The organism is Frateuria sp. sgz306004, from assembly GCF_057750885.1.
The window spans coordinates 24,908-49,760 of record NZ_JBYLFE010000002.1 but is presented as its reverse complement, the minus strand read 5'-3'; the positions used below and the strand labels follow the sequence as shown (position 1 = coordinate 49,760).

Annotated in this window: 13 protein-coding genes; 5 read left to right on the top strand and 8 right to left on the bottom strand. The window is 60.7% G+C overall.

Annotated elements, in window-relative coordinates; translation table 11 throughout:
* The first annotated feature begins 96 nt into the window (after positions 1-96).
* Both AC3G2C_RS03620 and AC3G2C_RS03615 read left to right on the top strand, forming a co-directional pair.
* The gene (locus AC3G2C_RS03620) at positions 97-2,508 is read left to right on the top strand and encodes a CmcI family methyltransferase (RefSeq protein WP_488383253.1); all 2,412 of its coding nucleotides are present in this window, start codon (positions 97-99) and stop codon (positions 2,506-2,508) included.
* On the top strand, positions 2,505-3,380 hold the full coding sequence (locus AC3G2C_RS03615; RefSeq protein ID WP_488383252.1) for a class I SAM-dependent methyltransferase: 876 nt from the start codon (positions 2,505-2,507) through the stop codon (positions 3,378-3,380). The genes AC3G2C_RS03620 and AC3G2C_RS03615 overlap by 4 nt, the downstream gene beginning before the upstream one ends.
* Positions 3,381-3,395: 15 nt before the next feature.
* Here the strand turns inward: AC3G2C_RS03615 and AC3G2C_RS03610 are convergent, their stop codons facing one another.
* From AC3G2C_RS03610 to AC3G2C_RS03585, 6 genes are all read right to left on the bottom strand, one after another.
* Entirely contained in the window at positions 3,396-4,415 is a 1,020-nt protein-coding gene (locus AC3G2C_RS03610; RefSeq protein WP_488383251.1) for a phytanoyl-CoA dioxygenase family protein, read from the bottom strand.
* Positions 4,416-4,462: 47 nt separating this feature from the next.
* Complete coding sequence (locus tag AC3G2C_RS03605; RefSeq protein WP_488383250.1) at positions 4,463-6,838, bottom strand: glycosyltransferase family 2 protein; 2,376 nt, start codon at positions 6,836-6,838, stop codon at positions 4,463-4,465.
* Positions 6,835-8,199 carry a class I SAM-dependent methyltransferase gene (locus tag AC3G2C_RS03600; RefSeq protein WP_488383249.1) on the bottom strand — a complete coding sequence of 455 codons (1,365 nt, stop codon included), beginning with the start codon at positions 8,197-8,199 and terminating at the stop codon, positions 6,835-6,837. Before AC3G2C_RS03600 ends, AC3G2C_RS03605 begins: the two co-directional genes overlap by 4 nt.
* Positions 8,192-9,571, bottom strand: a complete 1,380-nt coding sequence (locus AC3G2C_RS03595) for an ABC transporter ATP-binding protein (protein WP_488383248.1) — start codon at positions 9,569-9,571, stop codon at positions 8,192-8,194. Before AC3G2C_RS03595 ends, AC3G2C_RS03600 begins: the two co-directional genes overlap by 8 nt.
* Positions 9,561-10,367, bottom strand: coding sequence for an ABC transporter permease (locus AC3G2C_RS03590; RefSeq protein ID WP_488383247.1), 807 nt, complete (start codon positions 10,365-10,367; stop codon positions 9,561-9,563). Before AC3G2C_RS03590 ends, AC3G2C_RS03595 begins: the two co-directional genes overlap by 11 nt.
* A gap of 840 nt (positions 10,368-11,207) precedes the next feature.
* Entirely contained in the window at positions 11,208-14,834 is a 3,627-nt protein-coding gene (locus AC3G2C_RS03585) for a response regulator (protein WP_488383246.1), read from the bottom strand.
* Positions 14,835-15,280: 446 nt separating this feature from the next.
* Here AC3G2C_RS03585 and AC3G2C_RS03580 point away from each other — a divergent pair, with 446 nt between their 5' ends.
* Together AC3G2C_RS03580 and AC3G2C_RS03575 are read left to right on the top strand one after the other, a co-directional pair.
* Positions 15,281-16,639 (top strand): amidohydrolase, encoded by a 1,359-nt coding sequence (locus AC3G2C_RS03580; RefSeq protein WP_488383245.1) that lies wholly within the window; start codon positions 15,281-15,283, stop codon positions 16,637-16,639.
* 151 nt (positions 16,640-16,790) lie between these two features.
* Positions 16,791-20,201 (top strand): ATP-binding protein, encoded by a 3,411-nt coding sequence (locus tag AC3G2C_RS03575; RefSeq protein WP_488383244.1) that lies wholly within the window; start codon positions 16,791-16,793, stop codon positions 20,199-20,201.
* Between the two features lie 5 nt (positions 20,202-20,206).
* Here the strand turns inward: AC3G2C_RS03575 and AC3G2C_RS03570 are convergent, their stop codons facing one another.
* Positions 20,207-20,869, bottom strand: coding sequence for a response regulator (locus tag AC3G2C_RS03570; RefSeq protein WP_488383243.1), 663 nt, complete (start codon positions 20,867-20,869; stop codon positions 20,207-20,209).
* 107 nt (positions 20,870-20,976) lie between these two features.
* Between AC3G2C_RS03570 and AC3G2C_RS03565 the strand changes: the two genes are divergently transcribed.
* On the top strand, positions 20,977-21,654 hold the full coding sequence (locus AC3G2C_RS03565; RefSeq protein ID WP_488383242.1) for a response regulator: 678 nt from the start codon (positions 20,977-20,979) through the stop codon (positions 21,652-21,654).
* 9 nt (positions 21,655-21,663) lie between these two features.
* On the opposite strand, the gene AC3G2C_RS03560 is transcribed toward AC3G2C_RS03565, so the two are convergent.
* Positions 21,664-24,744 carry a ligand-binding sensor domain-containing diguanylate cyclase gene (locus tag AC3G2C_RS03560; protein WP_488383241.1) on the bottom strand — a complete coding sequence of 1,027 codons (3,081 nt, stop codon included), beginning with the start codon at positions 24,742-24,744 and terminating at the stop codon, positions 21,664-21,666.
* Positions 24,745-24,853 lie beyond the last annotated feature (109 nt).

The following is a 24,853-nucleotide window of genomic DNA, read 5'->3' as shown; positions in this document are numbered from 1 at the left end:
CAACCACATACCCTTACGTATTGCGCCTCCGCAGCAGACACGCGATCTTTAGCGTACGCAGCGCTTTCGCTGCTGCCGTCTCAGTGAGAAACATCGATGATTCAGTTGCGCCGTTTCCTTCGCCCCGCCCCCCCACCCATGGATGTCGTGGAAGGCGTGGTAGACGGCTTGCAGGGCCTATTGCTGCGTGGCTGGGCCTGGTTCCCCCAAAACCCGGACAAGACGGCGCATGTGCAGGTCTTCCTTGGTGACCGCCTGTTGTCAGAGCAGGACGCCACACAGTTTCGCCCTGACCTTGAATCCGCCGGCAAGCGCGGGGGCCATTGCGGCTTCGAATGCGCGCTGCCATCGCTGCCGAACGGTCCAGCGTTGCTGGAGGTGCGTGTCGATGGGCAGGCCCTTGGCGGTAGCCCCTTGGCTGTCGCCCCGCAGGCAAATCCTGCTGAGGCTACCCGCGTGCTGGACGTGCTGCCGTTGCCGATGAGCGCGCCTCGACTGACGGGTTCGCTCGATGCTTGCGGGCCCTCGCGCGTCCGCGGTTGGGCGCATTGGCTGGACGATAACGGCCTTCCGGTAGCGCTATGCCTCATGGAAGGAGAACGCGAGTGGATGCGTATCGAGGCCAGCCAGTGGCGTGCCGATCTGGCCGAGCTGCGTCAAGGCGATGGCAGTTGCGGCTTTGACGTGTCGCTGCCGGATGCGCTTTGCGATGGCCAAGTCCATACCTTTACACTTCGCCTCGCCGAAGACGATAGCCCCGCACTGTCAACGCCATTCCGCATTCGCACGGCTTCGGCACACGCAGTGACCAACACCCGGTCAAAGGCATCGCCGCCGCCATTGCAGCGAAGTCACGACACGGACACGATGACGCTTTCGGTCATCGTCAATTTCTACAACATGCCGCGCGAAGCGGCACGCACACTGACCTCGCTCAGTCGCACCTATCAGCAGGACATCGACGATCTCGATTACGAAGTGCTGTGCATCGACAACGGCTCGCAACCGCCGTTGGACGCGGAGTGGATCGCCGGATTCGGCCCGGAATTTCGCCTTGTTCGACCTTCGAAGCTGCACGCATCCCCTTGCGCAGCGATCAATGAAGCAGCCTTGCAGGCGCGTGGCCGTTACGTCGCCATCATGATCGATGGCGCACACCTCCTTACGCCAGGCGTGTTCCGCGAGGCCTTGCAGGCATGGCGCGAACAGGCAGACGCGGTGGTCGCACTGCGCCACTGGTTTATCGGTGGCGACCAGCGCTGGCTTGCCCTGGCGGGGTACACCCGCGCGCAGGAAGACCGTTTGTTCGACCGCATTCGCTGGCCCAGCAATGGTTACGAACTTTTCCGCATCGGCGCGCCCATTGGCGAAAGCCCCGAGCCGTGGTTCGACGGCCTCAGCGAGAGCAACTGCCTGATGCTTCCCACGACCTTGTACGACCGCATGGGAGGCATGGACACAGCATTCGACGAAGCCGGTGGCGGCTTTGCCAATCTCGATTTGTGCCGGCGCGCCAGCCTGATGGGAAGCGGGCCCATGGTGGCCCTGGTAGGCGAGGCGAGCTTTCATCAGTTCCACGGCGGCACCACGACCAATGTCGCCGATGCCGCCAAGGACGCGCAGGTGCGCCGCTACGCGCGCGCTTACCGCACACTTCGTGGCGAAGAGTTCACAAGTATTCATCGCTCGCAATTGCAATACCGTGGGCGAATGCCATCGGAGTACGCCACAGGCGTGCGGCAGCGTGCCTTGTTGCCAATGCGCATGGAGATCACCGACCAAGTCCGTCCGGGACAACTGGCCCTTCATTTCGACGATGGCGCGCAGGGCTATTTGCAATCGGTGTACGGTGAATCGGCGCTTCATAGAGAGGTGACCTGGCGTGGGCGCCGCGTGGATGTTGCTCCGGCCGACCTGATCAATCTGCAAGAGATCATTCACGAGGTTCGTCCCGACGCCATCGTGGTGGTGAGTGCCGCGACCGGCCTGCTTCATTTTCTCTCCGACGCGATCCGCCATTCGGTCTGCGGCGGGACGCGTCTACTGCTTGTCGCGCCGGTAGATACCGCACCACTCCCCGACGAAGTCACAGTGCTTCAGGGATCGCCAGGCGACACCCCGGTGCTGGCCACCGTTCGCCACTGGGTGGGCTCAGCGGAATCAGTGTTGGTGCTCTATGCCACCACCGTGGCCGACCAGTTCCACATAGACACGCTGCGCGCATACGCCGATCTCGTGTCGCACCGCTCCTATCTCATCTGCCTCGGCACCTTGCTAGGCCAGCCATGGCTTGGCTACTCCAGGCATCAACACATGCAGACGGTGCAGGCTTTGGTCCGCAGCCAACCGGCTTTTGTCATCGACCGCAGTCGCCAACGCCAGTTGCTTACCGTCAGCCCTTCCGGCTATCTGCGCCGCGTCGGCGGTGCGGCCACTGCGGCGACGTATGACCCATCGCTGGACGAACTTCCGTCCATTGCTCATTCTGCTTCGGAGATTCCCGCGTGAACCGTTTTTGGCATCGCTATATCGGCCCTTTGATCGAAACGGCGCAGCCGCGCCGCCTGATCGAGATTGGCGCGGATCGGGGCTGGAATACCCGCAACATCCTTGAGTATTGCCGTCGTACTGGCGCGCAAGTCGACGTGATCGACCCCGCGCCACAACCCAGCCTGCATGAAGTGCTCGCAGGATATGGCCCCTCGGAATATCGATATCACCCGCTCAAGAGCATTGCCGCCATCCCGCAGTTGGACACGCCTGATATTGCACTGATCGATGGCGATCACAACTGGGCCACGGTGTACAGCGAACTCACCCTGCTACAGGCACGCGCCGAGCAACAGCAGCTGCCGCCACCGATCGTACTGGCGCACGATGTCGCGTGGCCCTATGCGCGCCGTGACATGTATTACAACCCGGATGATCTGGAAGCTTCACAGAAGCATCCTTACGCCTATCGCGGCATGCTACCCGGCGTAAGCGAACTGGTAGAGCAAGGCATGAATGGTGTCCTCGCCAACGCGCTGCACGAAGGTGGACCGCGCAATGGTGTATTGACCGCCTACGAGGATTACATCAACAGCTCGGGCATCCCATATTCATTCCATAAGCTGCCCTTCTTCAATGGCCTCGGCATCCTGGTGCCGGCAGCCCGCATGACACCCTCGCTGCAGGCATTGATCGAAAGCTTCTTCACTGCCGAACACCTGTTGCAAGCTTGCATGGCGATTGATGCGGACAGCATGCATCTGCGCGCCATTCTTTCGCAGACCGAGGCAAGCCTCACCCGTCGAACCGACGCGCTCAAGCGTGCCCGCGAGACGATTGAAACCTTGCACCGTCGCGTACTGGAACTCGAGCAGCGCTCTACGACCTGAAAGAACACTCCACCATCAAAGGCGCAGCGGCACCTGCTGCGCCGGATAGGCCGAGGGCGCGAAGAACCACGACTCGATGGCGTAACGATCTTTGGAGATACCGGCCGGCACACCGGTACGGTGCAAAAACAGGTGATCGAACAGCAGCGCATCGCCGGGTGCAAAACGCGGGCTCACTGTGGGTAGACCCTCGGCAGCCTCAGCCACCATCCCCGGGCCCACGGACCAGCCGAAATTGGCTCCATGCGTGCCTGTCGGCAACACGCTCTCCAGGCGCCGGGGCAAAAGTTCCAAGCCCGCCGCGTCTTCGCCGCAGTGCGAGAGACTCAGCCACAGATTGACGCTGCGGATATCTTGCCCCATGAACGCACCGTCCTGATGCCAGTCGGCTTCGCGCTGACTTGAGGGCACGCAGCGCAATGTGGATTTGCCAACGGAGAGCAGAGGTCGCTCTCCGAAGTACCCGCCAATCACATCGATGACGCCACGCGCTTGGAGTAGCTCGGTAAATTCATGCAGCAGACGCGGCGAATCAGCAGTCCATACGCCCCCGGCGCCTTCAATCCAGTAGCGAGCTTCGGCCAGATCACAATCTTCACGCAGCGGTAGCCGCGCATACCAGGGTGAAGTTGGCTCACCTCCACCGCGGTTATGCCAAGCCATGCACTCATCGATCGCGTGTCTTATGCCGGTCGCTAGCCTTGAAGCAATCTCTTCAGAAAGCAAGCCACGAACAAGCAGCGCACCATGGCGGCGAATGCCACCAACCAGCCGCGACACATCGAGATCATCAGCATGGATCTCGGGTATGCCATCGGCCCTAGCGAAGGGATCTGGTATCGCACCCAACCATGGATCGCGCGCTTCTGATTGGGGCGGCTTGGCGACAAAAGCCAAATAGCGACACTCTGCCAGTAACCGCTCAAGCGCCATATCCGCGCCATCGCGCAAGGCATCGACGAGCAGCGCGATAGCCTCGTCGTACTGCTGCGCCTGCATGAGCTCCCGAGCTAGCAGCGCGGTCTGATCTGACATGTTAGTCATCACCATAAAGGATCGCCCTGGTCCAGTTGCCTTTGCCGTCAACTGGCCGACTCGGCCACAGGACAGGCTGGAGAAGTCGCTGCCGAATGGATGGTTTCATGCCGAGAAATGGGCCACGCTCGCGGTGGGAACGCGAGCGAAAACGGTTCACCCGACAGGGTAAGGTTGGGGTTGTAGGCCGGATCGCACTCAAGCTTGTGCCCCCAACGGCGGCGCATGCGTTCCACCTCGCCCGTAAAACGGGCCCGCTTCTCTGGCGAATCCTCATGCCCACGCGAAGCCGACTCGTGGTGGATGAGCTCGGCAAACGGTGTCCAAATATTGGTGTAGCCAAGTTCACCAAGTCGCAGGCAGAAGTCGACATCATTGAAGGCGACTTCGAAGGATTCATCCAGGCCCCCCGCTTCCAAATACACCTCTCGGCGAACTAGCAGACATGCTGCGGTCACCGCACTCATGGCCTGCGTCAAGGCCGCTCGGGCCATCTGCCCTATGTAACCCCTAGGCATGCCGCTGTAGGGGTGCGCAGCAACGCCATGAATACCGGTGATCACACCGGCGTGCTGGATCAGCCCGTTGGGGTAATACAGCATGGCACCCACCGCACCTACGTGTGGCCGCCATGCATGACTGACCATCTCATCCAGCCAATCACTGTCCATCACTTCGATGTCATTGTTCAGTAGACAAACGAGGTCGCCCCGGCAATGCTCAACAGCCCGATTGTTGATCCGCGAATAATTGAATGGCTCGTCATGTGGGATCACCCGTACGCGAGGGTCTTCGATCACTTCAGCAAAATAGGCCAGCGTTACCGCGTCCGACGATTGATTATCGACAATCACTATCTCGTAGCGAGCATAGGCCGTGCTGGAAAGGATCGAATCCACGCACTGCCGCAGCAAGTCCAATCGATCTCTCGTGGGTATGACGATGCTGACTAGCGGCATGGTCTCTGGAAGCGGGTGACGCACGCGGAACATGCCTAGCTTCCCAGGGATCTCTAGGACATCAGCACGCCTATGCCCTATCCGATCCAGGTGCTCACGCACTGCCCGTAGTCCAGCCTCGTGCGCGTAACTTTTTTGACCGACCCCTCTCGCGGTGGAGCCTGGGACAGCGCGCCAGTGATACAACACCCTCGGCACGTGACCGATCTGCTCTGGGCGAAGCTGCTCAGCGCAGCGCAAGGCCAGATCCCAGTCTTGGCTGCCTTCGAACCCTTGTCGGAATCCACCAACGGCATCGACTAGCGCTCGTTCGTAAACACCAAGGTGGCTGATGCAATTCTGCCCATAGAGCAGGTCCGGGTTCCAATCTGGCTTGAAGTAAGGATCGTACCGACGCCCTTCGGTATCGATCTTGTCTTCGTCCGAGTAGGCCATTCGCCACTCAGGATGCATATCGAACGCCGCCACCATGCTTTCCAGTGCCTGCGGATGGAGTTCATCGTCATGGTCCAGCAATGCAACCAGCTTGCCTCGCGCCATAGCGAGTGCGGTATTGGATGCGGCTGAGATATGGCCGTTCTGAGGCCGCCAGCTCACTTTGATGCGCTCGTCACTGGCGGCATACTCCGCCAACACACGCCGCACCTGAGGCTCGGTCGAAGCATCGTCTGCTATGCAAAGCTCCCAGTTGGTGTAGGACTGGGACAGGACACTATCCAGACAACGACGAAGCCAGAGTTCCTCGGAATTGTAGGTAGGAAGCAAGATCGACACGAGCGGGGCCGTTGAAGGCGTTTCGGTCGCTAAAGCCATGCCATGGTCATAGAGCTCAAGCCAGCGCTCGTATGCCGGCACCGGCATCCCCTGCCTCACATAGCATCCGTGCAACCAGGATGCAAAGCCGCTTACACCCTCGCTCCGAAGACGCCGCGAAGCCTCAGGCCACACGCCTTCAGGATAGGCGGACGACTCAGATCCATGGCGAGATACGTCCCGCAACATGCGTGTGGCTGCGCCCAGTCTCGTCAGCGGCATAAGCTTCAGATGATCGAGCTCGAACGTGCACTTTCCCTCCGCGGGATCAAAGCGCAACCCATGAACCTCATGCAGGAATAGCACTACACCATGATGTCGACGTTTTCCTGGGCGAACGAAGCCCAGGAAAACTGACCATGCCTCATGCATGCCTTGACCATAATCAAGATAGAGACGCGGCAACATACGGCTCGGGCTATCCGAAACCAGATCGAGTGAGAATTGATACCAGCCAGCTGGTAACGGAAGTCGCGGAGTGAAGCAGGCAAAGGAAGGATCGGTACCCGTCGCGTGCCATCGCTTGCCGCCACTCGATTCCAGCTGATGCATCGGATAGGCCGCCAGTGGGCCACCCCATATCGGCCACGCAAGGCGACGCAGAAGCTTCCTCAGACGCGCAGGAATCAACAGGCGGTGGAGTGGCGTCATCGGCCCGACCCGCGAAGCCTGGACCAGAGGGATCGACTCGACAGGCGCTCCACACCTTTTTCCAAGTTAGCCATTCGCTGCATCAGTTCGCCAAACTGGCGAGCTTGCGCCACGGCAAGGTCACCCCATTGAGCGCGCTCCCTGGCGCGCTCAACCATGGTTTGTAGCGAGACGGCCTGACGGGAAAGGAAGGCCTGCTGCGCAGGTTCGACCAGCGCTGCCTCGTAACGAACCGAAGCGACGACTGTGAGGGGCCCCTCACCTGCGAGGCAGGCCATGGACCGCGCAACTTCAAACTCGAGATATGGGTCGTTGTCGAACCCCACCATGCGCACGTCGTGCTCTTGAAGGCTGGGCAACAGCTCACCATGCACGTAGCCCAAACGGCCAGCCAGATGCTCGACCCTGACTTCCGCCTCCCCGCGTATCAGGCTTGCCGCTTCTAAGGTGTAAACGCCAGGAAAGTCAGAAAAATCCAAGCGGAGATAATCGGGCGACGCATGGGGTGGAAGGCGAAACCGCAGATGGATCACGCCATCGAGACGATCCACTCGAACAGCGACCGACGTCGCTTCATCGTAAGCCTCATCGTGGCTTCGGTAGTAGATCCGACTGATCAAAGGCTGTTGGTCCGCGATCGACGAACTTGCCAGGTCCCCGCTGGAGTCAACCAGTCGCCCCGCAAGACCTTCAAAGAAGCGACGCATCGACGTCGGCGATTCACGTGCCTGCTTGAGGAACGCGAGAAATGCGCGCGGCACGTCTGCTCCGACGGCAATGACACCCAACCCATTGCTATGCAGGAAGTCGAACGTTGCAAAGCGCGACGCCAGCTCATCGAAAAAGGCGCGCACCCCAAAACCTCGTCCTTCGACATTCGTGTCGTGAAGAAGCACTACTGCACGTGGACTCAATGTGCGTTGCCATGTTTCGAAATCTTGACGAACAGCGTCATAGGTGTGCAAACCATCAATATGCAGAAGATCGACGCTACCGTCGTCGAACTGGTGCACCGCTTCCTCGAAACGCTGCCGGAGCAATGTGGAGAAACCGCCATAGATCGGGTCGTGACGACCTCGCAACGCATCGTAGACTTCATCGCCATAGCGCGAGGCATGGTCATCGCCTTCCCAACTGTCGACTGCCCAGCAACGGGTATCCAGATCAAGCGCCTGCACGGCCTGACAAAATGCCAGGTACGAGTTCCCTGAGTGGGTACCCAACTCCACCACCGTGGCCGGCCTTAGAAGGTCCACCGCCAGGTAGGCAAACGGGATGTGGCCAACCCACCCATAAGGCGCCACCACGCGCGGCGTCATCAGGATCGATGGATGCTCCTCCAATCGAAATGCTTCACTCATGCGCCACGTGCTCCAATCGAATATCCAGCATGGGCAATCCGACGAGGCCTGCCACATACGAACCACCAAGCGCCGAGAAGCGAAGCGCCTCATGCAGCCAATGTTGAATGACATGCTGTTCCTGGGTGCCTTCCGCGACACCTACTGCAATGAAGTAGTCTCCATTGCCGAGGCGTGGCATCTCAAAGCGGAACACCGCGCGAAACACCTGCCCCTCCCTCACGGAAAAGGCACCTTCATGCACCAACACCGTGTTTTCACCAAAGAGCAATTGACCAAGCCGGTCTTTTAGATAGAAGCCCACGATGACGCCGTCAAGGTCGCCATCTGCTTCGAGTTCGATATCCAGCTCCACGCATTCGCCGGCTAGCACGGTCTGCACCGGCTCGCCCTGCTCGTTGCAAAGTTGCACGTGCGTTACCCGCGCATGCCGCTCGCCAAATCCCTCCGCTTCTGGGTCAAATGGCGGAACATGAATATCGTTGCGAAGTATCGTGCGGTCCATCAACTCCTGACGCGCTTTCGCCTCACCGGTTCGACGCGCCGTAGCCCGTACCTGACCGCGTGCACGCTTTGAACCAACGCTTCCCTGACGTTCGAGAAGGGCCGCCTCGAGGTAACACTCCATGACCGTGCGCGCATCGCCGATGCCCTGAACGCGTCCGTGCTCAAGCCAAATGGCCCGGTCACACAAGCTAGTAACCGCTCCTCCGTCATGGCTGACGAAGAGCATCGTGCCTCGCTTGCGGAACTCCCGAAGGTAGCGCATGCACTTTTGCATGAAGAAGGCATCGCCTACCGCCAGCGCCTCGTCGATGATCAGGACATCCGCATCCACATGCACCACTACCGCGAAGGCTAGACGCATGACCATGCCGGTGGAGTAGTTGCGAACCGGCTGGTCAACGAACTCACCGATGTCAGCGTACGCCAGAATTTCACCGATGCGGGCATCGATATCAGCTCGACTCAAACCGAGAATCGAAGCATTGAGATAGACATTCTGTCGCCCCGTGAAGTCGGGATTAAATCCACTGCCGAGCTCCAGAAGCGCCGCCACACGCCCATGAACGCCCACCCCGCCCTCACTCGGCTTGAGCGTTCCAGCGATCAGCTGAAGCAAAGTGGATTTGCCTGCCCCATTCCGCCCCACAATACCCAATGTCTCGCCACGACGGACTTCAAAGCCAACGTCACGCAGCGCCCAGAATTCCTTATAGAACCGCCTACGACCACCCAGCAGGCTCTGCATCATCCGATGCCAAGGCCGGTCATATAGCTGGTAGGCCTTGCCCAGCCCACGGACGGCAATGACCGGCGGCTCCATAGGGTCGGTCGACGACACCGGATGCTTCACCTGTTCAGAGGACATCGGCGAATCCATCCCGCGTACGCTGGAACCACGCATAACCAAACCACATGACCAACAGCGCGACAGTGGTGTATGCGCCCAGCGCGGACCAATCGGGCGAATGACCAAAGAGCACCACCCTACGGGTCTGCTCGATGATCAATGTAAGTGGATTCCATTGCAGCCAGCTTCGGTAAGGCTCGTGCAGGCTTGATGCTGGATAAAAGACTGGGCTGAGAAACATGAGAACAGCAGTGATGACGCCTGCTATTTGTGCAATATCACGAACGAAGACGCCCAGCGATGCCATGAACCAGCAAACGCCGCACAACAACATAACGTAGGGCGCAAACACCACCGGAAGATAGAGCACGCTCGGATGCAAGCCGTGCTGTGTCGCCAGCACGAATGCCAGCAACACCATCAAACTCAACAAGGTATTGAAGAGCGCCGATACCACCGAAACGCACGGCAGTAAGGCGAGCGGAAACACCACACGCTTGACCAAATTACTCTGCCCGACGATGACGGTGGGCCCCCGCATGATGCATTCGGCCATAAGGGAATGAACGATCATTCCCGAAAAAATCATCAACGAAAAATCCGCACCTTCCTGGAGCTGCGGCCAGCGCATGCCAAGAAACTCGCGAAAAGCGAGCGTATAAACGCCCAGCATAAGTAGCGGATTGAAGAACGACCACAAAAGGCCAAGGAAAGAGCCGCTGTAGCGCGCACCGATATCACGCTTGAGCAGCTCCCAGAAGACATCGCGCCTCAGCCAAACGCGCGCCAGTATCGAGTCCCTTGCAGTCGTCATCAACGCTCACTTCGCCCGCGAAGCGTTTTAAACAATCGCAAATTGGTACGCTGATTAACCTTGAACCACATGGACAACCGGAACCTCCTAAGGCATCAAGGCAGAAAAGACTTACGTAGGAAGTATCCCGAAACCATTCTGGGATGTATACCTCACGCGAGTGCACTGCGGCGGCCGCATACAAGCTCCATGTCACCGCCCCTTACTTCGATTCAGCACGGAGATCTTCGCCACGTGTTGCCACGGAATAGGTAGCTCAGAATCGGCTGGTCAAGCAGGGTGCCCGGCCCCAGAACGACGCCAGCCGGGCCATGAATCCGTCCGCTCGGCTAATTTAAAGGCGTGTGTTTTGGGCTGGGCGTTGAAGCGAAGCCACTGACTCTGAACGATTGAAGCAGGCGATACGATATTTCGCTGCACCGCAGCATGACCTCTCTAGAGGGGCATGCTGTGTCGCCTCGCTCGACCCGACTGCGCTCGTGCGGCACGCATGCCAGCCTGGAATCACTTTTGATGAAGGGTGCTGCTCGGGAAACATCCTCCCAGGTGGATCGCCAACTGCGAGGCATCCGAGCAAGCCGCCCAACCAGGCGGCGAAGGAGTTGTTCCATCAACCACAGCGAGAGTGCGGCGAACTTGCCATAGCTGGACAATCACTCAATCGCAAATCGACCAGGGAGGCACGCGCTTCATGGTACTTCGAACGTCGTCATCGGCGTGATGACTTACAGTTTCGCCGATTAATCGGCCAGCCAGCGCAGCATTATTGATATCGCCATAAGGGAATGTTGGCGGATGGAAACAAACCACCGCCAATCGTTTCCACGCCCAAGGGGCTTGCTATAGCAGAGCAGCCTCACGCTGCAACTCTAAATGTCGAGACAGCACGGATTCCAACACATCCAGCGCAACGGGTTTGGACACAAAGTCGTCCATTCCCGCGTCACGACAGCGTTGAACGTGCTCGCGCTGCACGCTGGCGGAGAGGGCGATGATAGGCATGCGAGGGCCTGCCTCGCCCTCCATCTCACGAATACGCCGGGTCAGCTCATAGCCGTCCATGACTGGCATATGGCAATCGGTGAGCAGTATGTCGAATCGCTCGCGCTGAAGGGCATCAAGGACCTGTTGGCCATCTTCGACGACCAAGTGCTCATAACCCAGGCGTTCGAGCTGGTGTGCGATCACCGCACGATTGATGGGGTGATCTTCCGCCACAAGCACACGGGCCCGGTGTTGCACCGAGGGAATGGTGACGATGTCCTCGAATCGTTGCGCATCATTGCCAAGTGCGGCGAGGCAAGCGTCACGCACGGCGTGCCACAGCAACGGGTGGGTGCTGAGAACCGGCGATCCAGCTTCGTGATACAGGCCTCGCGGATCCGATGTATTACTCAACCGCACGACCGGGATATTTGGAGGAAAGTTTGCGCCAGCGGCGGCCGCGGCATCCATGAATACGATGTCGGCGCCTGCCACGACCGTCGCGGCAGGACCATCTCTGCCACGGCCGACCGCCATGAGGCCCAGCGCACCCAGCGCATGGGAAAGCCCGCGCTCCAGTAGATCGTCCTGCGTGTAGATGACAGCCCCGCGACCATGCAGTACGGGCGAAACAGCCAAGGAGCCAACGGCCGCAAACGCGACCTCGAAGCTCGCCTGGGTGCCCAACCCTTCTGCACTGATAAGGCGAATGTCGCCATCCATCTGGCGTGCCAGCTGTCGCGATATGGTGAGCCCAAGCCCGCTGCCGCCGTATCGTTTGACGGTCGAGGCCTCAGCCTGGGTGAAAGGCTGGAACAGCCGTGCGAGATGCTCCTCCGCAATGCCAATGCCGGTGTCAGATACGGCGATGCGCAAGCTTTGCCCATCGGCGGTCTCTGCCTGGACATCCACTCGCAGCTCCACGTGTCCACGAGCCGTGAATTTGATGGCGTTGCTCAGCAGATTGGTGAGAATCTGGCGTACGCGCCCGGCGTCACCGCGATACTCGCCCGCTACGCGTTGATCCACCGTGGCATATAAGCGCACTCCCTTCTCGCGAGCGAGCGCTGAGAATACGCCAACGACTCCATCCACGAGCGTACGCAAGTCAAAGGGCTGCAGGTCCAGCACCAGCTTGCCCGACTCGATCCGTGACACCTCCAGAATGTCGTCCAGAATCTGCAGCAAGGAGCTGGCCGAATCCTTCGCCATGCCCAACATGCGACGCTGATCCTGCTCCTGCGCGGTCAACGTCATCAGTTCTATCAGGCCAAGTACCCCCGCCATGGGCGTACGAATCTCGTGGCTCATGGTCGCAAGGAACGCGCCCTTCGCCGCGACAGCGGCTTCCGCAGCCGCCTTGGCATCGCGCAAGTCGGTCACGTCCACCATCGTGCAAAGTTGGCCGATCACCTGCTGACGGGAGTTCATGAGGCGGTGTGACCACAGGAGTATGGCACGCGACGACTTACCATCCTGTTCACGCGGCTCACCGTCGATCATGAGCGAAATGTCGTCACCGTGACGGATAAGCTCGGCATCGAGTTCGTGCGCCCACTGAGTCGCAGCGTCCGACAGGTGCCCGGCTTCCTGTGCCGTACGGCCAATCAGCCGGCCCCGATCACATTCGTACATCACCTCGTAAGCTCGATTGACGGCCATGTACCGCCCCTCGGTGTCCTTCACGAAGACGGGATAGGGGATGGCCTCCAGCAATTGCTGCTGAAAGAGCAACTGATCGGCGAGCTCTTTTTCGGTCGCCAGTTTGGCGCGCACCAGGCGGCGCAGGCGCACGTAGGCGTAAATCATGATCGATACGATCACCACCCCCAACGCAATGCCCATCACCACCCATAGCCAACGCACACCATAGAAATAGGCGATACGAAGCCAAGGATTGCGCATGGACTCGCGCTGACGGTCGCTCATGTTTCCGAGCACGCGATTGATCAGCGGCACCAACGGCGCGTAATCCTGCGCAACACCGATGGCCAGCCCCTCGTCCATGCCGAGCTGCCCGGTTACCTGGAGGGTGCCGAAACGTTGCCGGATCAGCGGATCCACCGCCGGTAACGTGCCGATGTACGCGTCGGCCGTACCTGCGGCTACCGCCGCGAGACCATCTTCATTGCTGGACATCGGCAACAGTCGGCTGCGCGGTAGCAGACGCCGGATGATCGCCAGCTCTCCGGATCGTTCCCGCAACGCCACCGTGCGTTCGGCCAAATCATCAATGCGGGTAGTACTCGCGCGCGCACCTTGGCGCGTAACGATGACGTCGGGAAAGCGCTCGTAGGGGCGACTGAAAACCATCCCACTATCGAGGAAGTCATCGGGCATGGAGGCCGCCACCATGTCCACTTCCCCCGCCTGAACCATGCGGACGAGTTCTGGCCAATCGCGTGCCGGAACGGGTCGGATGCTTATGCCCAACTGCTCTTGGATCAAGTCGATATAGTCGGCTGCCAGTCCATCGAATTCACCGCTACGGTTGGCGAATGTATAGGGGTAGCGGTTGACCTCGTAGCCTAGCCTCAAAGGCTTGAGCCGATGTAGCCATTCCCGGTCGGCGGTGCTCAACCCGGCCAAACCTCCGGCCTGATTCGCACGAGGCGGCTCACCAATACCCCAGTTGGCACGTAGTTGCGCCAACTCCTTCTCGGTGACGCTTGCTTCAGCCTTACGCAGGAGCTGCCAGAGCATGGCATGCTCCTTCAGCACCGCCGGCCCCATCTGCGTAGGCGGAAGGTCGAGGGGCGCAATGATGCTTACGTCATCGGCCTTGCGTCGACTCACCAGAACCTGGGTGCGATCTGGCGTGCTGCCGATATATACGTCGGCGCGACCCGCCACCAACATGTCCAGCGCTTGCTGGCCGTCGTTGGCAAACAGCAGGGTGGCATCGGGCAGCCGCTTGCTCAAGCTCGTTGCCAGCGCGGGCAGGTTCCTCTCGACCACCAGGCGCATGCGGGCCAGATCGCTCTCGTAGCGAAGCGTATTGGCGTCCTTGCGGGTCACCATGGTCGGCGGCCCTTCCATGAGTGGCCGCAAGTAACTGAACTGCTGCGCCCCTTCATCCGTCAGGGATTCACCCAAGCGGATGTCATACGTTGGATCGGCCTCGTTCGCGCTAGCCGATGTACCCGCTGCCCCTACCGGCAGAAATTCCAGCTGCAAGCCAAGTCGCTGGGCCAGCAAGCGCACGTAATCCACGCTGATGCCTTCGGCCCGGCCCGCTACCCAGGATTCCAAGGGAAGGTTGTCGCCGGCGAACACCCCGACCTTGGCTATCGGGTGTGCCTCGATCCAAGCCAGCTCCGACGCGTCCAGCACCACGCCATCCGCCGATTGGGCCAACAACGACGCCGGCCACACAGCCAGAAGCAGACATAGCAGGATGGCGCGGGTCTTCGCTAAGCCTCTTGGGCTGGCGAGAAACCAGCGGCGAAGCAACTGCTCGCAGGTGGCGGCCAATGGATTCATAAGCGCTTCAAGGGGAGCCGTCCTAAAGAGGGCGGGATGGGGTGAACTGAGCTTATGAGCCGACCGCCGGCATCTCCATGAGACTAATCTGATTGATGGAGTACTCCTTAGCCCTCGTGTCGATAAGGCTTATGGAGGTCGCATGTCAGCGTGTGACGTGGACGTGAATCACCCAGAGCATGCAGGCAGGCACGCAAACATCGATTGGGGAAACAAACCGCCACACGGATCGAAGACCATATCGGCCATAGAGCGGCCCAAAGCGACTCGATCAGAACGTGCCGAAAGGGCATACGCCGCACGCATATGTAGGCATACAATGCCACCAACGCCAACTAAGACTTACCCTGCCTGGCGCTTGCTCCCGTAATACTTCGTTAGCTCCGCGCACACTCATGCACTGCATGAGATCGGTCCTACGTCATACCTTCCGAAGGAGCTCCACCATGCGCCGCCGCACACTCGCCCTGGCTCTTCTTTTCACGTTGATTGTCGCGCCAACCTGGGCGGAGACTTCGCACGTAGCGCCCGCTCTCATGCAGCAAGCCAATAAGGAGATCGATGGTGATTCCGGCAGACTCACCACGATCTTCAAAGACATTCACCAGCACGCCGAGCTGGGCTTCATGGAAACACGCACAGCCGGCATCGTCGCGAAAGAGCTCAAAGATCTCGGTTTTGACGTAAAAACCGGTATCGGCAAAACCGGCGTGGTCGCAGTACTGAAGAACGGCAACGGCCCCACCGTGATGTATCGCGCCGATATGGATGCCAATGCCGTCGAGGAAGCCACCGGCCTGCCCTATGCCAGCAAAGTGCGTGTGCAACGCGAAGACGGATCCGAGTCGCCGGTCGCCCACATGTGCGGCCACGATGCACACGTGACATGGATGCTCGGCATGGCCAAGGCCATGGTCGCCCTTAAAAAGGAATGGAGCGGCACGCTGATTCTGGTGGCGCAGCCGGCCGAAGAGTTGATTGAAGGCGCGCAAGCGATGGTCAACGATGGCCTATGGACCAAGTACGGCTTGCCTAAGCCGGATTATTTCATTGGCATGCATACGGCACCGGGCCCCGTGGGTTTAGTCGTGAGTTCAGGCGGCCCCAAGATGGCCGGCACCGACCAGATCGACATTCTCTTCAAGGGCGTCGGCGGCCATGGCTCCATGCCGCAATTGACCAAGGACCCGGTATTGATGGCGGCCTATGCGGTGGTCGAATATCAGGCGATAGTCAGCCGGGTGATCGAGCCGCAGCAAACGGCTGTGCTCACCGTCGGCTCCATCCAGGCGGGTGTGGACAACAACGTGATCCCGGCAACGGCCCTGGTCAAGGCGAACCTACGCTGGTACGACCCCAAAGTACGCGAGCAGTTGATCGCTGGTATCCGCAGCGTCAGCAATGGCATCGCGCGCACTTACGGCATGCCCGAGAATCAGCTCCCTGTCATCACCATGAAGGGTGGCTCAACCCCACTTGTCAACAGCGATGCGCTCGCTAACCGCCTGGCAGTGCCCCTGCGGCAGCTGCTCGGCGAAAAGAATGTCGTCACCGATTTTCCGCCCGCCACTGGCTCGGAAGACGTGCACTTGCTGCTCGGCCCGAACAAAGACGTGCCTTTCACATTCCTCATTGTTGGCGTGGCCGATCCCGACGTATTCGCCAAGGCGCGCAAAGAGGGCAAGATGATGCCGTACTCGGCACACAACCCCAATTTCATTGTCGACCTGAAAGCCATACCTGTGGGCACCAAGGTGGCCACCACGTCGGTGCTTGAACTGTTCGGCAAGACCACCTCTACCTGATAGCGTTGCGTAGCACCGTCGCATCTTACATAGATGCGACGGTGCCACCCCGACACAGGCCAAGCCATCGACCGCGGTAACGGACGGCATCGCCGAACGACCGATGACATCCGCGGGGTGCGTGCGGCAACCAACATGACGCGAGGCCAGCGTGACCGAGTCCAACCCTCTGCAGCAGGACCTCGAACCAGGCAGCTCCGATGCTCGAGAAGGCGTGAAAGCCCTGCGCCGGCATCAGCGTCGCTCGCTCTGGGGTGGAGGTGGCCTACTCACCGCCTTGATTCTTTTCATGGCTTTGCTTGGCGTAGGCTCCGCCATGCGCGAGTTCGCCGCCAACCAATGGGATCAATTCCGTCTGGGACAATCCGCGCTCAGCGCCGAGTTTCGTCAAGGCGGCTATAACGACGCCTCCATCGCCAACATTACCGACGCGCTATGGGTAGATGAGCGCGATCGCCTTGAACGCGACGGCGAGACACTGCTTCCTTCATTTCAGGCCAAGGGCTTCGAGCTCGCCGTCAAGGCAGAAGGGCGCAAATCACTGCCTTGGCTGGTCCTCGCCCGCCCTGATTCGACCTTGCCGCAACCCGATCTCGCACGCTACCTCGGCCTTACCCGACAGCATTCGTTGTTCGCCTCATGGATATATCTCTTCATAGAGGATCCGAATGCTTTCACCTTCTCCTACGACCCTACCCATTCCTTCTTTCTGTTAAGCGGGGTGGATAACGAGTCGACATTGCTCAAGGCCCTTCATGTCAGCACCCGTAACGAGGCGCTCGATCAACTGCAAGCCATGGATGAGCGGCAACGCGAATCACCCACTGCCATCGTTACCCGCAATGGCCGTATTGTGTATGACTTGGCGCGTAACCCGGTGTCTGGCGAAATGGCGCTATTCATCAGTGTTTCACTACGGGATGGCGCCAACGAGTATCTTCGACGCGTGTACTTCCAGCCACTGGCACAGTACCGCGCCGTCCTGGATCGCATTGCTCCCGGCGCCTTTGCCATCGTGAGTCGGCGAGGCGACGTGCTCTACCCCAGCAATGGGACCGTCTCCGTCTTGCGTCGCGACGCAATTGCCGCCTTCATCGAAGCCCATCAAGCGCAGTTGACTGCGAATGCACGCATGAGCTGGCACGAAAATGGCGTGTCCACCGTCATCGGCGTTCTCCCCGGCACTGACTGGATGCTGGTGCACACCTACACATTCAAGGATTTCTGGGCCAGCCAAGCCATCCGCGTAAGCAACATCCTTGGCGCCGCGTTGTTGAGCATTGCTGGCCTTTGGCTGTTGCTGTTCTGGATTCACCGGCGCACCGTCGCTCCCGCGCTGGCCGAGGCCGCCATGGTGTACGAGAGTGAGGCGCTCAACAGCACCATTATTACGGCGTCGCCGGTGGGCATGTGCCTGGTCGATGCGGGCACATCCACCCTCATTCTCAAGAATCAGCGCATGAACGATGTGCTGGGTGATCGTGACTTTTCGTCGGGCCACCCGGTGTTCACGCAGCTCGTCGAGCAGCTTCGCACGGCCGCCACGCCCGCCGGTGAATTGGACTGGCCGCTCTCGGTACGCTGGCCCAATGGAAGCCTTCGACAACTCAAAGTCGTTGCCACGCCGGCACGCTACCGAGAGCGTGACGTGTGGCTATGCACGTTTCACGATGTCACCGCCCAGATGGAGTTCGAGCACCATCTGGAGAGCGCACGACAGTCGGCGGAAGATGCTCGTGTGGCGGCGGAATCCGCGAGTCATGCCAAGTCCACGTTCGTGGCCAACATGAGCCACGAAATCCGCACACCGCTACACGGCATTCTCGGCCACCTGGAATTGCTGGCCGACAGCCCGCTCGACGCCACCCAGCAGGCGCGCCTGCACCGTGTCAGGCAATCGGCAGATAGCCTCATGGGGATCATCAGTGATGTCCTGGACTTCTCCAAGATCGAAGCCGGCCAGATGGACGTGGCACCCGCTCCGTTCGAGCTTCGGCCAGTAGTGGAGGCGGCGGCACTGCTGTTTGCGCCGCAAGCACAGCGCAAGGGCGTCCCCCTGTACTTCCACATCGCGCCTACGTTGGACGGCCACTATATTTCCGACGTACACCGCATTGGCCAGATCCTCAACAACCTATTGAGCAATGCGGTCAAGTTCACCGATTCCGGCCGCATCCTGCTCAATGTGGTGCGTGACGACGCCGCGCCCGACGACCGCACCTGGGTGCGGTTCGAAGTGCTCGACTCCGGCATTGGGCTCACCCCGGAACAACAACGGCGCATATTCAAGCCATTTTCCCAAGCTGACCAGAGCATCGCGCAACGCTACGGCGGCACGGGCCTTGGCTTGGTGCTTTGCCAACAACTGGCGCACCTGTTGGGCGGGCATATGGATCTGCGCAGCACTCACGGTGTCGGCAGCATCTTCCGCCTGCACGTACCGCTGACCGCGGCACCGGGAGATGCCCTGGAGCGCGAAACGAGACCACTGCATGGCATGGCGCTGGTGCTGCTGACATCCGTGCAGGAGTGGCGCACGGAACTGGGGGGATACCTCAGCTTCCAGGGTGCCCGCGTCATCACGGTGGGCAGTGGGCAGGAGCTACCCACCGATGTTCCGGAGAACATTGTGCTGGTGCTGGTGGATAACGAATCCGCACCGCCGGAGCTGAGTGCGCCAGAGAACACCGTCCATGTCGAGCGCATCGTGCATGTCACCACCGATGGCCCGCTGTCACCGCAATGGCGCGACGGCGCGGTTTGGGTGTCCTGTTATGCGGGCGATGCCTTGCTTGATGCTGTTCGTGGCACGGTCGCCGCAACGGCAAGTCATGCCAGCGCGGCTGCTCCCTCTGAATCCGCACGTGTACTCCTGGTCGAGGATCATCCCGTCAACCGAGAGCTATTGCGCGAACAACTCGAATCGCTCGGCTACCGCGTCGATGCCACGGAGAGCGGCCACGCCGCCTTGCAATACTGGCAACCTGGCATTTACCGAGCCGTGCTCACCGACTTGAACATGCCGGAGATGAGCGGGTATGACCTGGTCAAGATTCTGCGCGAGCGGGATCAAGAGCAACCCATCTTCGCCGTCACGGCCTCCGCACTGGCGAGCGAAAAGGCCCGCTGCAAAGAGCTCGGCGTCACCGAGCTGCTGCTGAAGCCCCTTTCGCTGGTTCAATTGAAAGACGCGCTACTGCGCTGGGTCGTGCCACCGCAAGCTCCCGTAGTGCCCGCGTCCTCGAACCAAGGCAACGCCTCGTCCGCACTGCCGGAGAAAATCCGTCAGGTGTTCTTGCAGCGCGCCTTGGAAGATATCGCCGCCATGGATGCCGCACTCGCTACGGACAACACCACGCAACTGGTCGCCGCCGTGCACTCGTTCAAAGGCGCACTGATGATGCTGCGCGAATCGGAACTGGCTCAGCGCTGCTCAGCCATGGAAGAAGAACTTCGCGAGTACGGCATGGATGGCCTGGACGAGGAACTGACAACGCTGCGCAACGATCTCCACCAACTCACGCAGCGCTATCGGCGCCCCAACGGGTCGCCATCAGAATGAGCAACTCAGGCGGCCACGCCGGGTGCACCGCCGAGTTCCGCGGCATAGCGGAACAGCTCGGCATCCTTGCTCACACCGAGCTTGGCCATGGCACGCATCTTTTGGGTGCTCACCGTCTGCTTGCTGCGCTGAAGCTGTGCGGCGATGTCGCCGATGGTTGCGCCGCCTACATACAAGGCCAGCACTTCGCGCTCACGTTGCGAAAGTTTGGTCAACGCCTCGGAAGGCTCACCAATGCGCTCTGTTCCCACAATGGCGGAAATGGCGGGCGACAGATACCGGCGTTTCACATACGCCGCCTGCACGGCCCTCGGCACGTGAGAAAGCTCGTCGGTTTTGCCTACCAGGTTCTGAATGCCCTTGGACATCAGCGTGCGGATCAGCGAAGGCATCTCGATGCCCGTCATCACCACGATCGCCATGTCGGGGTAGCGCTGCTGGAGCAGGTCCATCAACTCCAGTCCATCGCCGTAGTTCCCGCCTGGCATGGCGTAGTCCGTTACCAGGACATCGCAAGGCTCACGATCCAAAAGGGTGATCAGCGCCGTGGAGTTCGGCACCACACCGATGCACGCAATGGTCGGCACCTCGGCCAACGCGGCCTCAATGCCCATGCGGATGACCGGATGGTCATCGGCAACCGCGACCCTCACCTTCAAGTCATCCATAGCAGGGGCACTCCCATGAATGGAACTGTAAGCCTGGGACCTATATTCCTCTCAGGGTTTTCTGATGTAAATAGTCATACGTCACCTTATTTAGCGGCAGGACAAGTATGAGCATCCGAATTGCCGTCGCTGATGACCATCCGGCGCTCTTGGCCGGCCTGGAATTGATCGTGGCGCGCCATCGCGGCTTCACGCTGGTGGGTGAAGCGCATAACTCCACCGAGTTGCTGCAATTGCTTCAACGTCAGCCAGTGGATGTGGTGGTAACCGATTACGCCATGCCAGGCGGCCAATACAGCGACGGCCTGACCCTGCTTTCCCTGCTTCGTAGGCGATTCCCTGGAATACGTCAGATTGTACTTACTGGCATGGAGAACGCCGGCACGTTCCAGCACCTGCTGGGCATTGGCGTGGAAGGCTTGCTGAGCAAATCGGACGACTTCGAACTGCTGCCGAGCGCCATCGAGAAGGTTTATGGGGGGCAGCGTTTCCTTTCACCCAAGGTGAGCGAGCTGCTTGCAAGTGTCCCGGTATCCACTCCCGGCACTACCGAGGCACACCTCACCAAGCGCGAAACCGAAGTGCTGCGCATGTTTGCCGAAGGCCTCACGGTGACCGAGATCGCCGAACGCGTCGGGCGAAGCCGCAAGACCATCAGCACCCAGAAGATCGCCGTGATGAAAAAGCTCTCCCTGGAGAGCAATGCCGAGCTGTGCCGTTACGCAATCCAGCATGGCTTGGTGCAGGCCTCGGAAGGCTCCCTCGACGGGGACGACACGCCCTGACGCAACCGCTTAAACCTCGGCGTCGTCCGGATAAGGCGTTGCCGCAGGCCGCGGGAACGCGGCCTGCCATACCTGCACGCGGTTGCGCCCCTCGCGCTTGGCTTGGTAAAGCGCGATATCGGCATCGCGTAGGAGCCGATCGGCATCCGCCGTGGTGAGAATGGGGCCGCACGCCACGCCTACGCTGATGGTGATCGTGGCACCCAATCCGCCCTCCCCGACAACCGGCGGCATTTCCGCCACGCGGGCGCGTAGCAGCTCGCCCAAGGTAGCCGCACGCGACAGCGAGGCATCCGGTAACAGGCAGGCAAACTCCTCACCGCCGTAACGCGCCAGCAACGCATCCCCAGGCAGGCATTGCCGCATGGCCGCCGCAACCCGGCGCAATGCTTCATCGCCGGCCAAATGACCAAAGCGGTCGTTGTACCGTTTGAAATGATCCACATCGATCAATAGCAAAGCGTGTTGCGCGGTGTCGGCCGCGTCTTCCGGCAACTGCTCCAAGCGCTCCAGCAAGCGGCGCCGATTGGCCAGGCCGGTCAGCTCATCGCAATAAGAGAGTTCCAACAGGCGCGCATTGGCTGCATCCAGGGCGGCGGTGCGCTCGGCCACGCTGTGTTCCAGCGTACGGCGATGCGATTGCAGGGCACGGGTTCGCCACTGCGTCGCCAGGTAGGCCATCAACACAATGATCAGCGTACCTACGCCGGTGGACCACGGCCGCTGCCACCAGTGCGCCAACACCGTAATGGGGAGCTCCACCGGCGCACTCGCATTGCCCCACTGATCGAGGGCCTCGATACGCAACCGATACGAACCAGGAGACAGGCTGCTGTAGGTGCGCGAATCCTGCGTGGTCCAGTTGCCCGGCGCGTCTTCAAGGCCGATCAGGCGCGTGCGGAAACGCGACTCGCTCTCCTGGTACCAGGAGAGCAATGCGAACTGGATATCGATGGTCTTCGTACCCGCCGCCACCTCCAGGCCGTTTATGCCGGGGTCCACGAGCTGGCCGTCCACATGTACGCCGGTGACGCGCAGCGGCTTGGCCTGCGTGTCGCGTGTTTCGCGCTGCGGGTCGTAGACGGTAAGTCCGCCCAGGGTGCCAACCCAGTACCGATCGTGGGCGTCGATCATTTGCGCATTGGTGTTGCACTCGTCGTGCACCATGCCGTCACGGCGACTGAAGGTGCGCGAGAGGTAGCCGTTAGGCGACGGCGTGAGCTGTTGCACCCCATTGTTGGTGCAGATGTACACGCGCCCATGCGAATCACCAAGCGCGCTGTACACCGTAAGGTCCGGTGGTGCCGGCAAGTTGTTAGGCAACAAGCGTGGATGCATGGGATCGCTCACGTCCATGCGCTGCACGCCGCCACTCACGCTGCCAATCCACAACACCGCATGCCCTTGCGCATCCGGGATCAGGCTAAGCCCGAGCAACATGGCATCGGGCAAGCCCGCGCTGTGCCCAAAGAAGGTCCATGTCGAACCATCAAAGCGCGCCAAACCTTGGTTGGTCGTGGCCCATAGCCAGGAACGGCCTGTGGCATCGACCTGTTCCACCAACTTAGTGGCGCTCCACATACCCGTCACGCCCGGCGGATTGAACGCGGTCCACGCGCCCTCGCGCCGCCGATACACGCCACCCTGTCGCGCGGCCACCCATAGCTCTTCCTGCCCGTCGTACGTGCGCTCCAACACGTCAGTCAACGACTGGCTGCTTACCTTGGGCCATGGACCGTTCTGCACCTCGAAGTGACTGTCGTCCTGCATCAACAGCAGATCGCCACCGCGCAACCCAACCCACCGCGCCAGGTGATCGTCCGTGCTGCGCGCGGACGCAATCACGCTCACGCTGGGATCGGGCAGCACGCCGTCCGCCGAGGTGTAGTTGCGCCAGCGCCCTTGCTCGTACAGTGCAAGACCATCGCCCTTGGCGCCCACCCACAGGCGTTCGCCACCTCGACCATCGGGCTCCAGCAACAAGCCGAATACTCCGGTGGAGCTCTCGCCCATCAGCGTGATGGTGGACCATGGGCTCACGCCCAGCACCGTGCGCGACACACCGGCCTCGGTCGCCATCCAGATCACATCGTTGCCGCTGGGGCTACGCCACACGGTAAGGCCACGCACCACGTTGGACGCCAGCCCATAGCGCCGATCGAAGGCCTGCACCTCGTCGTGGTGCACGCGCAACAGGCCCGAGCGTGACGACAACCAGATCACCCGATCGCCACCGGCCAGCGGTGTCACCGCAAGGTTGTAGATTTCATCCGTAGGCAGGGTGTTCTCTTCACGCGACCAGCGCCGCATGCCGTCGCTGGAGAGCCGCCACAAGCCACTGCCGAACACCGACAGCCACAGCTCCTCGCGCCCCTGGTACTCGGTGCTGAGCAGATACTCCACCTGCGCACCTACCAGGCCCGGTGCCTGCCACTGCTTCCAGCCCGACACGCCCTCGTCGCGATACCACAGGCCCGCCGTGCCCAAACCCAACCATTGGCGTACCCGTCCACCCAGGGTGCGGGTCTGCGCCATGGACAGGACAGCGCTGTGCGGCAGACTGGCGTTGTCCGGGTCCGCCTGCCAGCGGCCACGGCGATACACCATCAGGCCCTTGTCCCAGGTAAGCGCCCACAAGGTATGGGCGCCATGAGCGTCGGTGGTTTCATGAAAGCGGCGGATCTGGCTGGAAGGCAGGCCGGTGCGCTGGTCCTCCACATGCCAATGGGTGCCGTCGTAGCGCGCCAGGCCGTTATTGCGGAAGCCGGCCCACAGCACACCGTCGCTATCGACCCACAGGCAATCGGCCGCATGTGCCATAGCCGGATCGTCGCTGGCGCTCCACCGCCGGCCATCGTAGCGATAGACGCCATCCGGCGAGGCCGCCCACACAAAACCGTCGCGGTCGGTGCGCACATCCACCACCACCGAATAGGGCAAGCCATCGCGGGCACTGAAATTGGTGAATGAGGGGGCGCCCAGTCCGACCAAATCCAGCGGGCGCAGCGAAGCCGGCGTTGTCGTGCCCCAAGCCGGAACCGACAACACCGCGCTCAACAGCAACCCAAAGAGCCCCCGGGCTCCGCGCATGGTTCGCCCCCTTGCCGCGATCCCCTACCTAAAGCTTACAAAACTGCCCTCCGAGACCCTAGCCCTACTCTAGGCCTATCCCCCCGAGGCAACCCTCCCAAGGACGACA

Excerpts from the sequence above, each read along its gene's own strand:
- AC3G2C_RS03620 (WP_488383253.1), top strand. The coding sequence starts at position 97 with ATGATTCAGTTGCGCCGTTTCCTTCGCCCCGCCCCCCCACCCATGGAT.
- AC3G2C_RS03610 (WP_488383251.1), bottom strand. The coding sequence starts at position 4,415 with ATGTCAGATCAGACCGCGCTGCTAGCTCGGGAGCTCATGCAGGCGCAG.
- AC3G2C_RS03605 (WP_488383250.1), bottom strand. The coding sequence starts at position 6,838 with ATGACGCCACTCCACCGCCTGTTGATTCCTGCGCGTCTGAGGAAGCTT.
- AC3G2C_RS03600 (WP_488383249.1), bottom strand. The coding sequence starts at position 8,199 with ATGAGTGAAGCATTTCGATTGGAGGAGCATCCATCGATCCTGATGACG.
- AC3G2C_RS03595 (WP_488383248.1), bottom strand. The coding sequence starts at position 9,571 with ATGTCCTCTGAACAGGTGAAGCATCCGGTGTCGTCGACCGACCCTATG.
- AC3G2C_RS03590 (WP_488383247.1), bottom strand. The coding sequence starts at position 10,367 with ATGACGACTGCAAGGGACTCGATACTGGCGCGCGTTTGGCTGAGGCGC.
- AC3G2C_RS03585 (WP_488383246.1), bottom strand. The coding sequence starts at position 14,834 with ATGAATCCATTGGCCGCCACCTGCGAGCAGTTGCTTCGCCGCTGGTTT.
- AC3G2C_RS03580 (WP_488383245.1), top strand. The coding sequence starts at position 15,281 with ATGCGCCGCCGCACACTCGCCCTGGCTCTTCTTTTCACGTTGATTGTC.
- AC3G2C_RS03570 (WP_488383243.1), bottom strand. The coding sequence starts at position 20,869 with ATGGATGACTTGAAGGTGAGGGTCGCGGTTGCCGATGACCATCCGGTC.
- AC3G2C_RS03565 (WP_488383242.1), top strand. The coding sequence starts at position 20,977 with ATGAGCATCCGAATTGCCGTCGCTGATGACCATCCGGCGCTCTTGGCC.
- AC3G2C_RS03560 (WP_488383241.1), bottom strand. The coding sequence starts at position 24,744 with ATGCGCGGAGCCCGGGGGCTCTTTGGGTTGCTGTTGAGCGCGGTGTTG.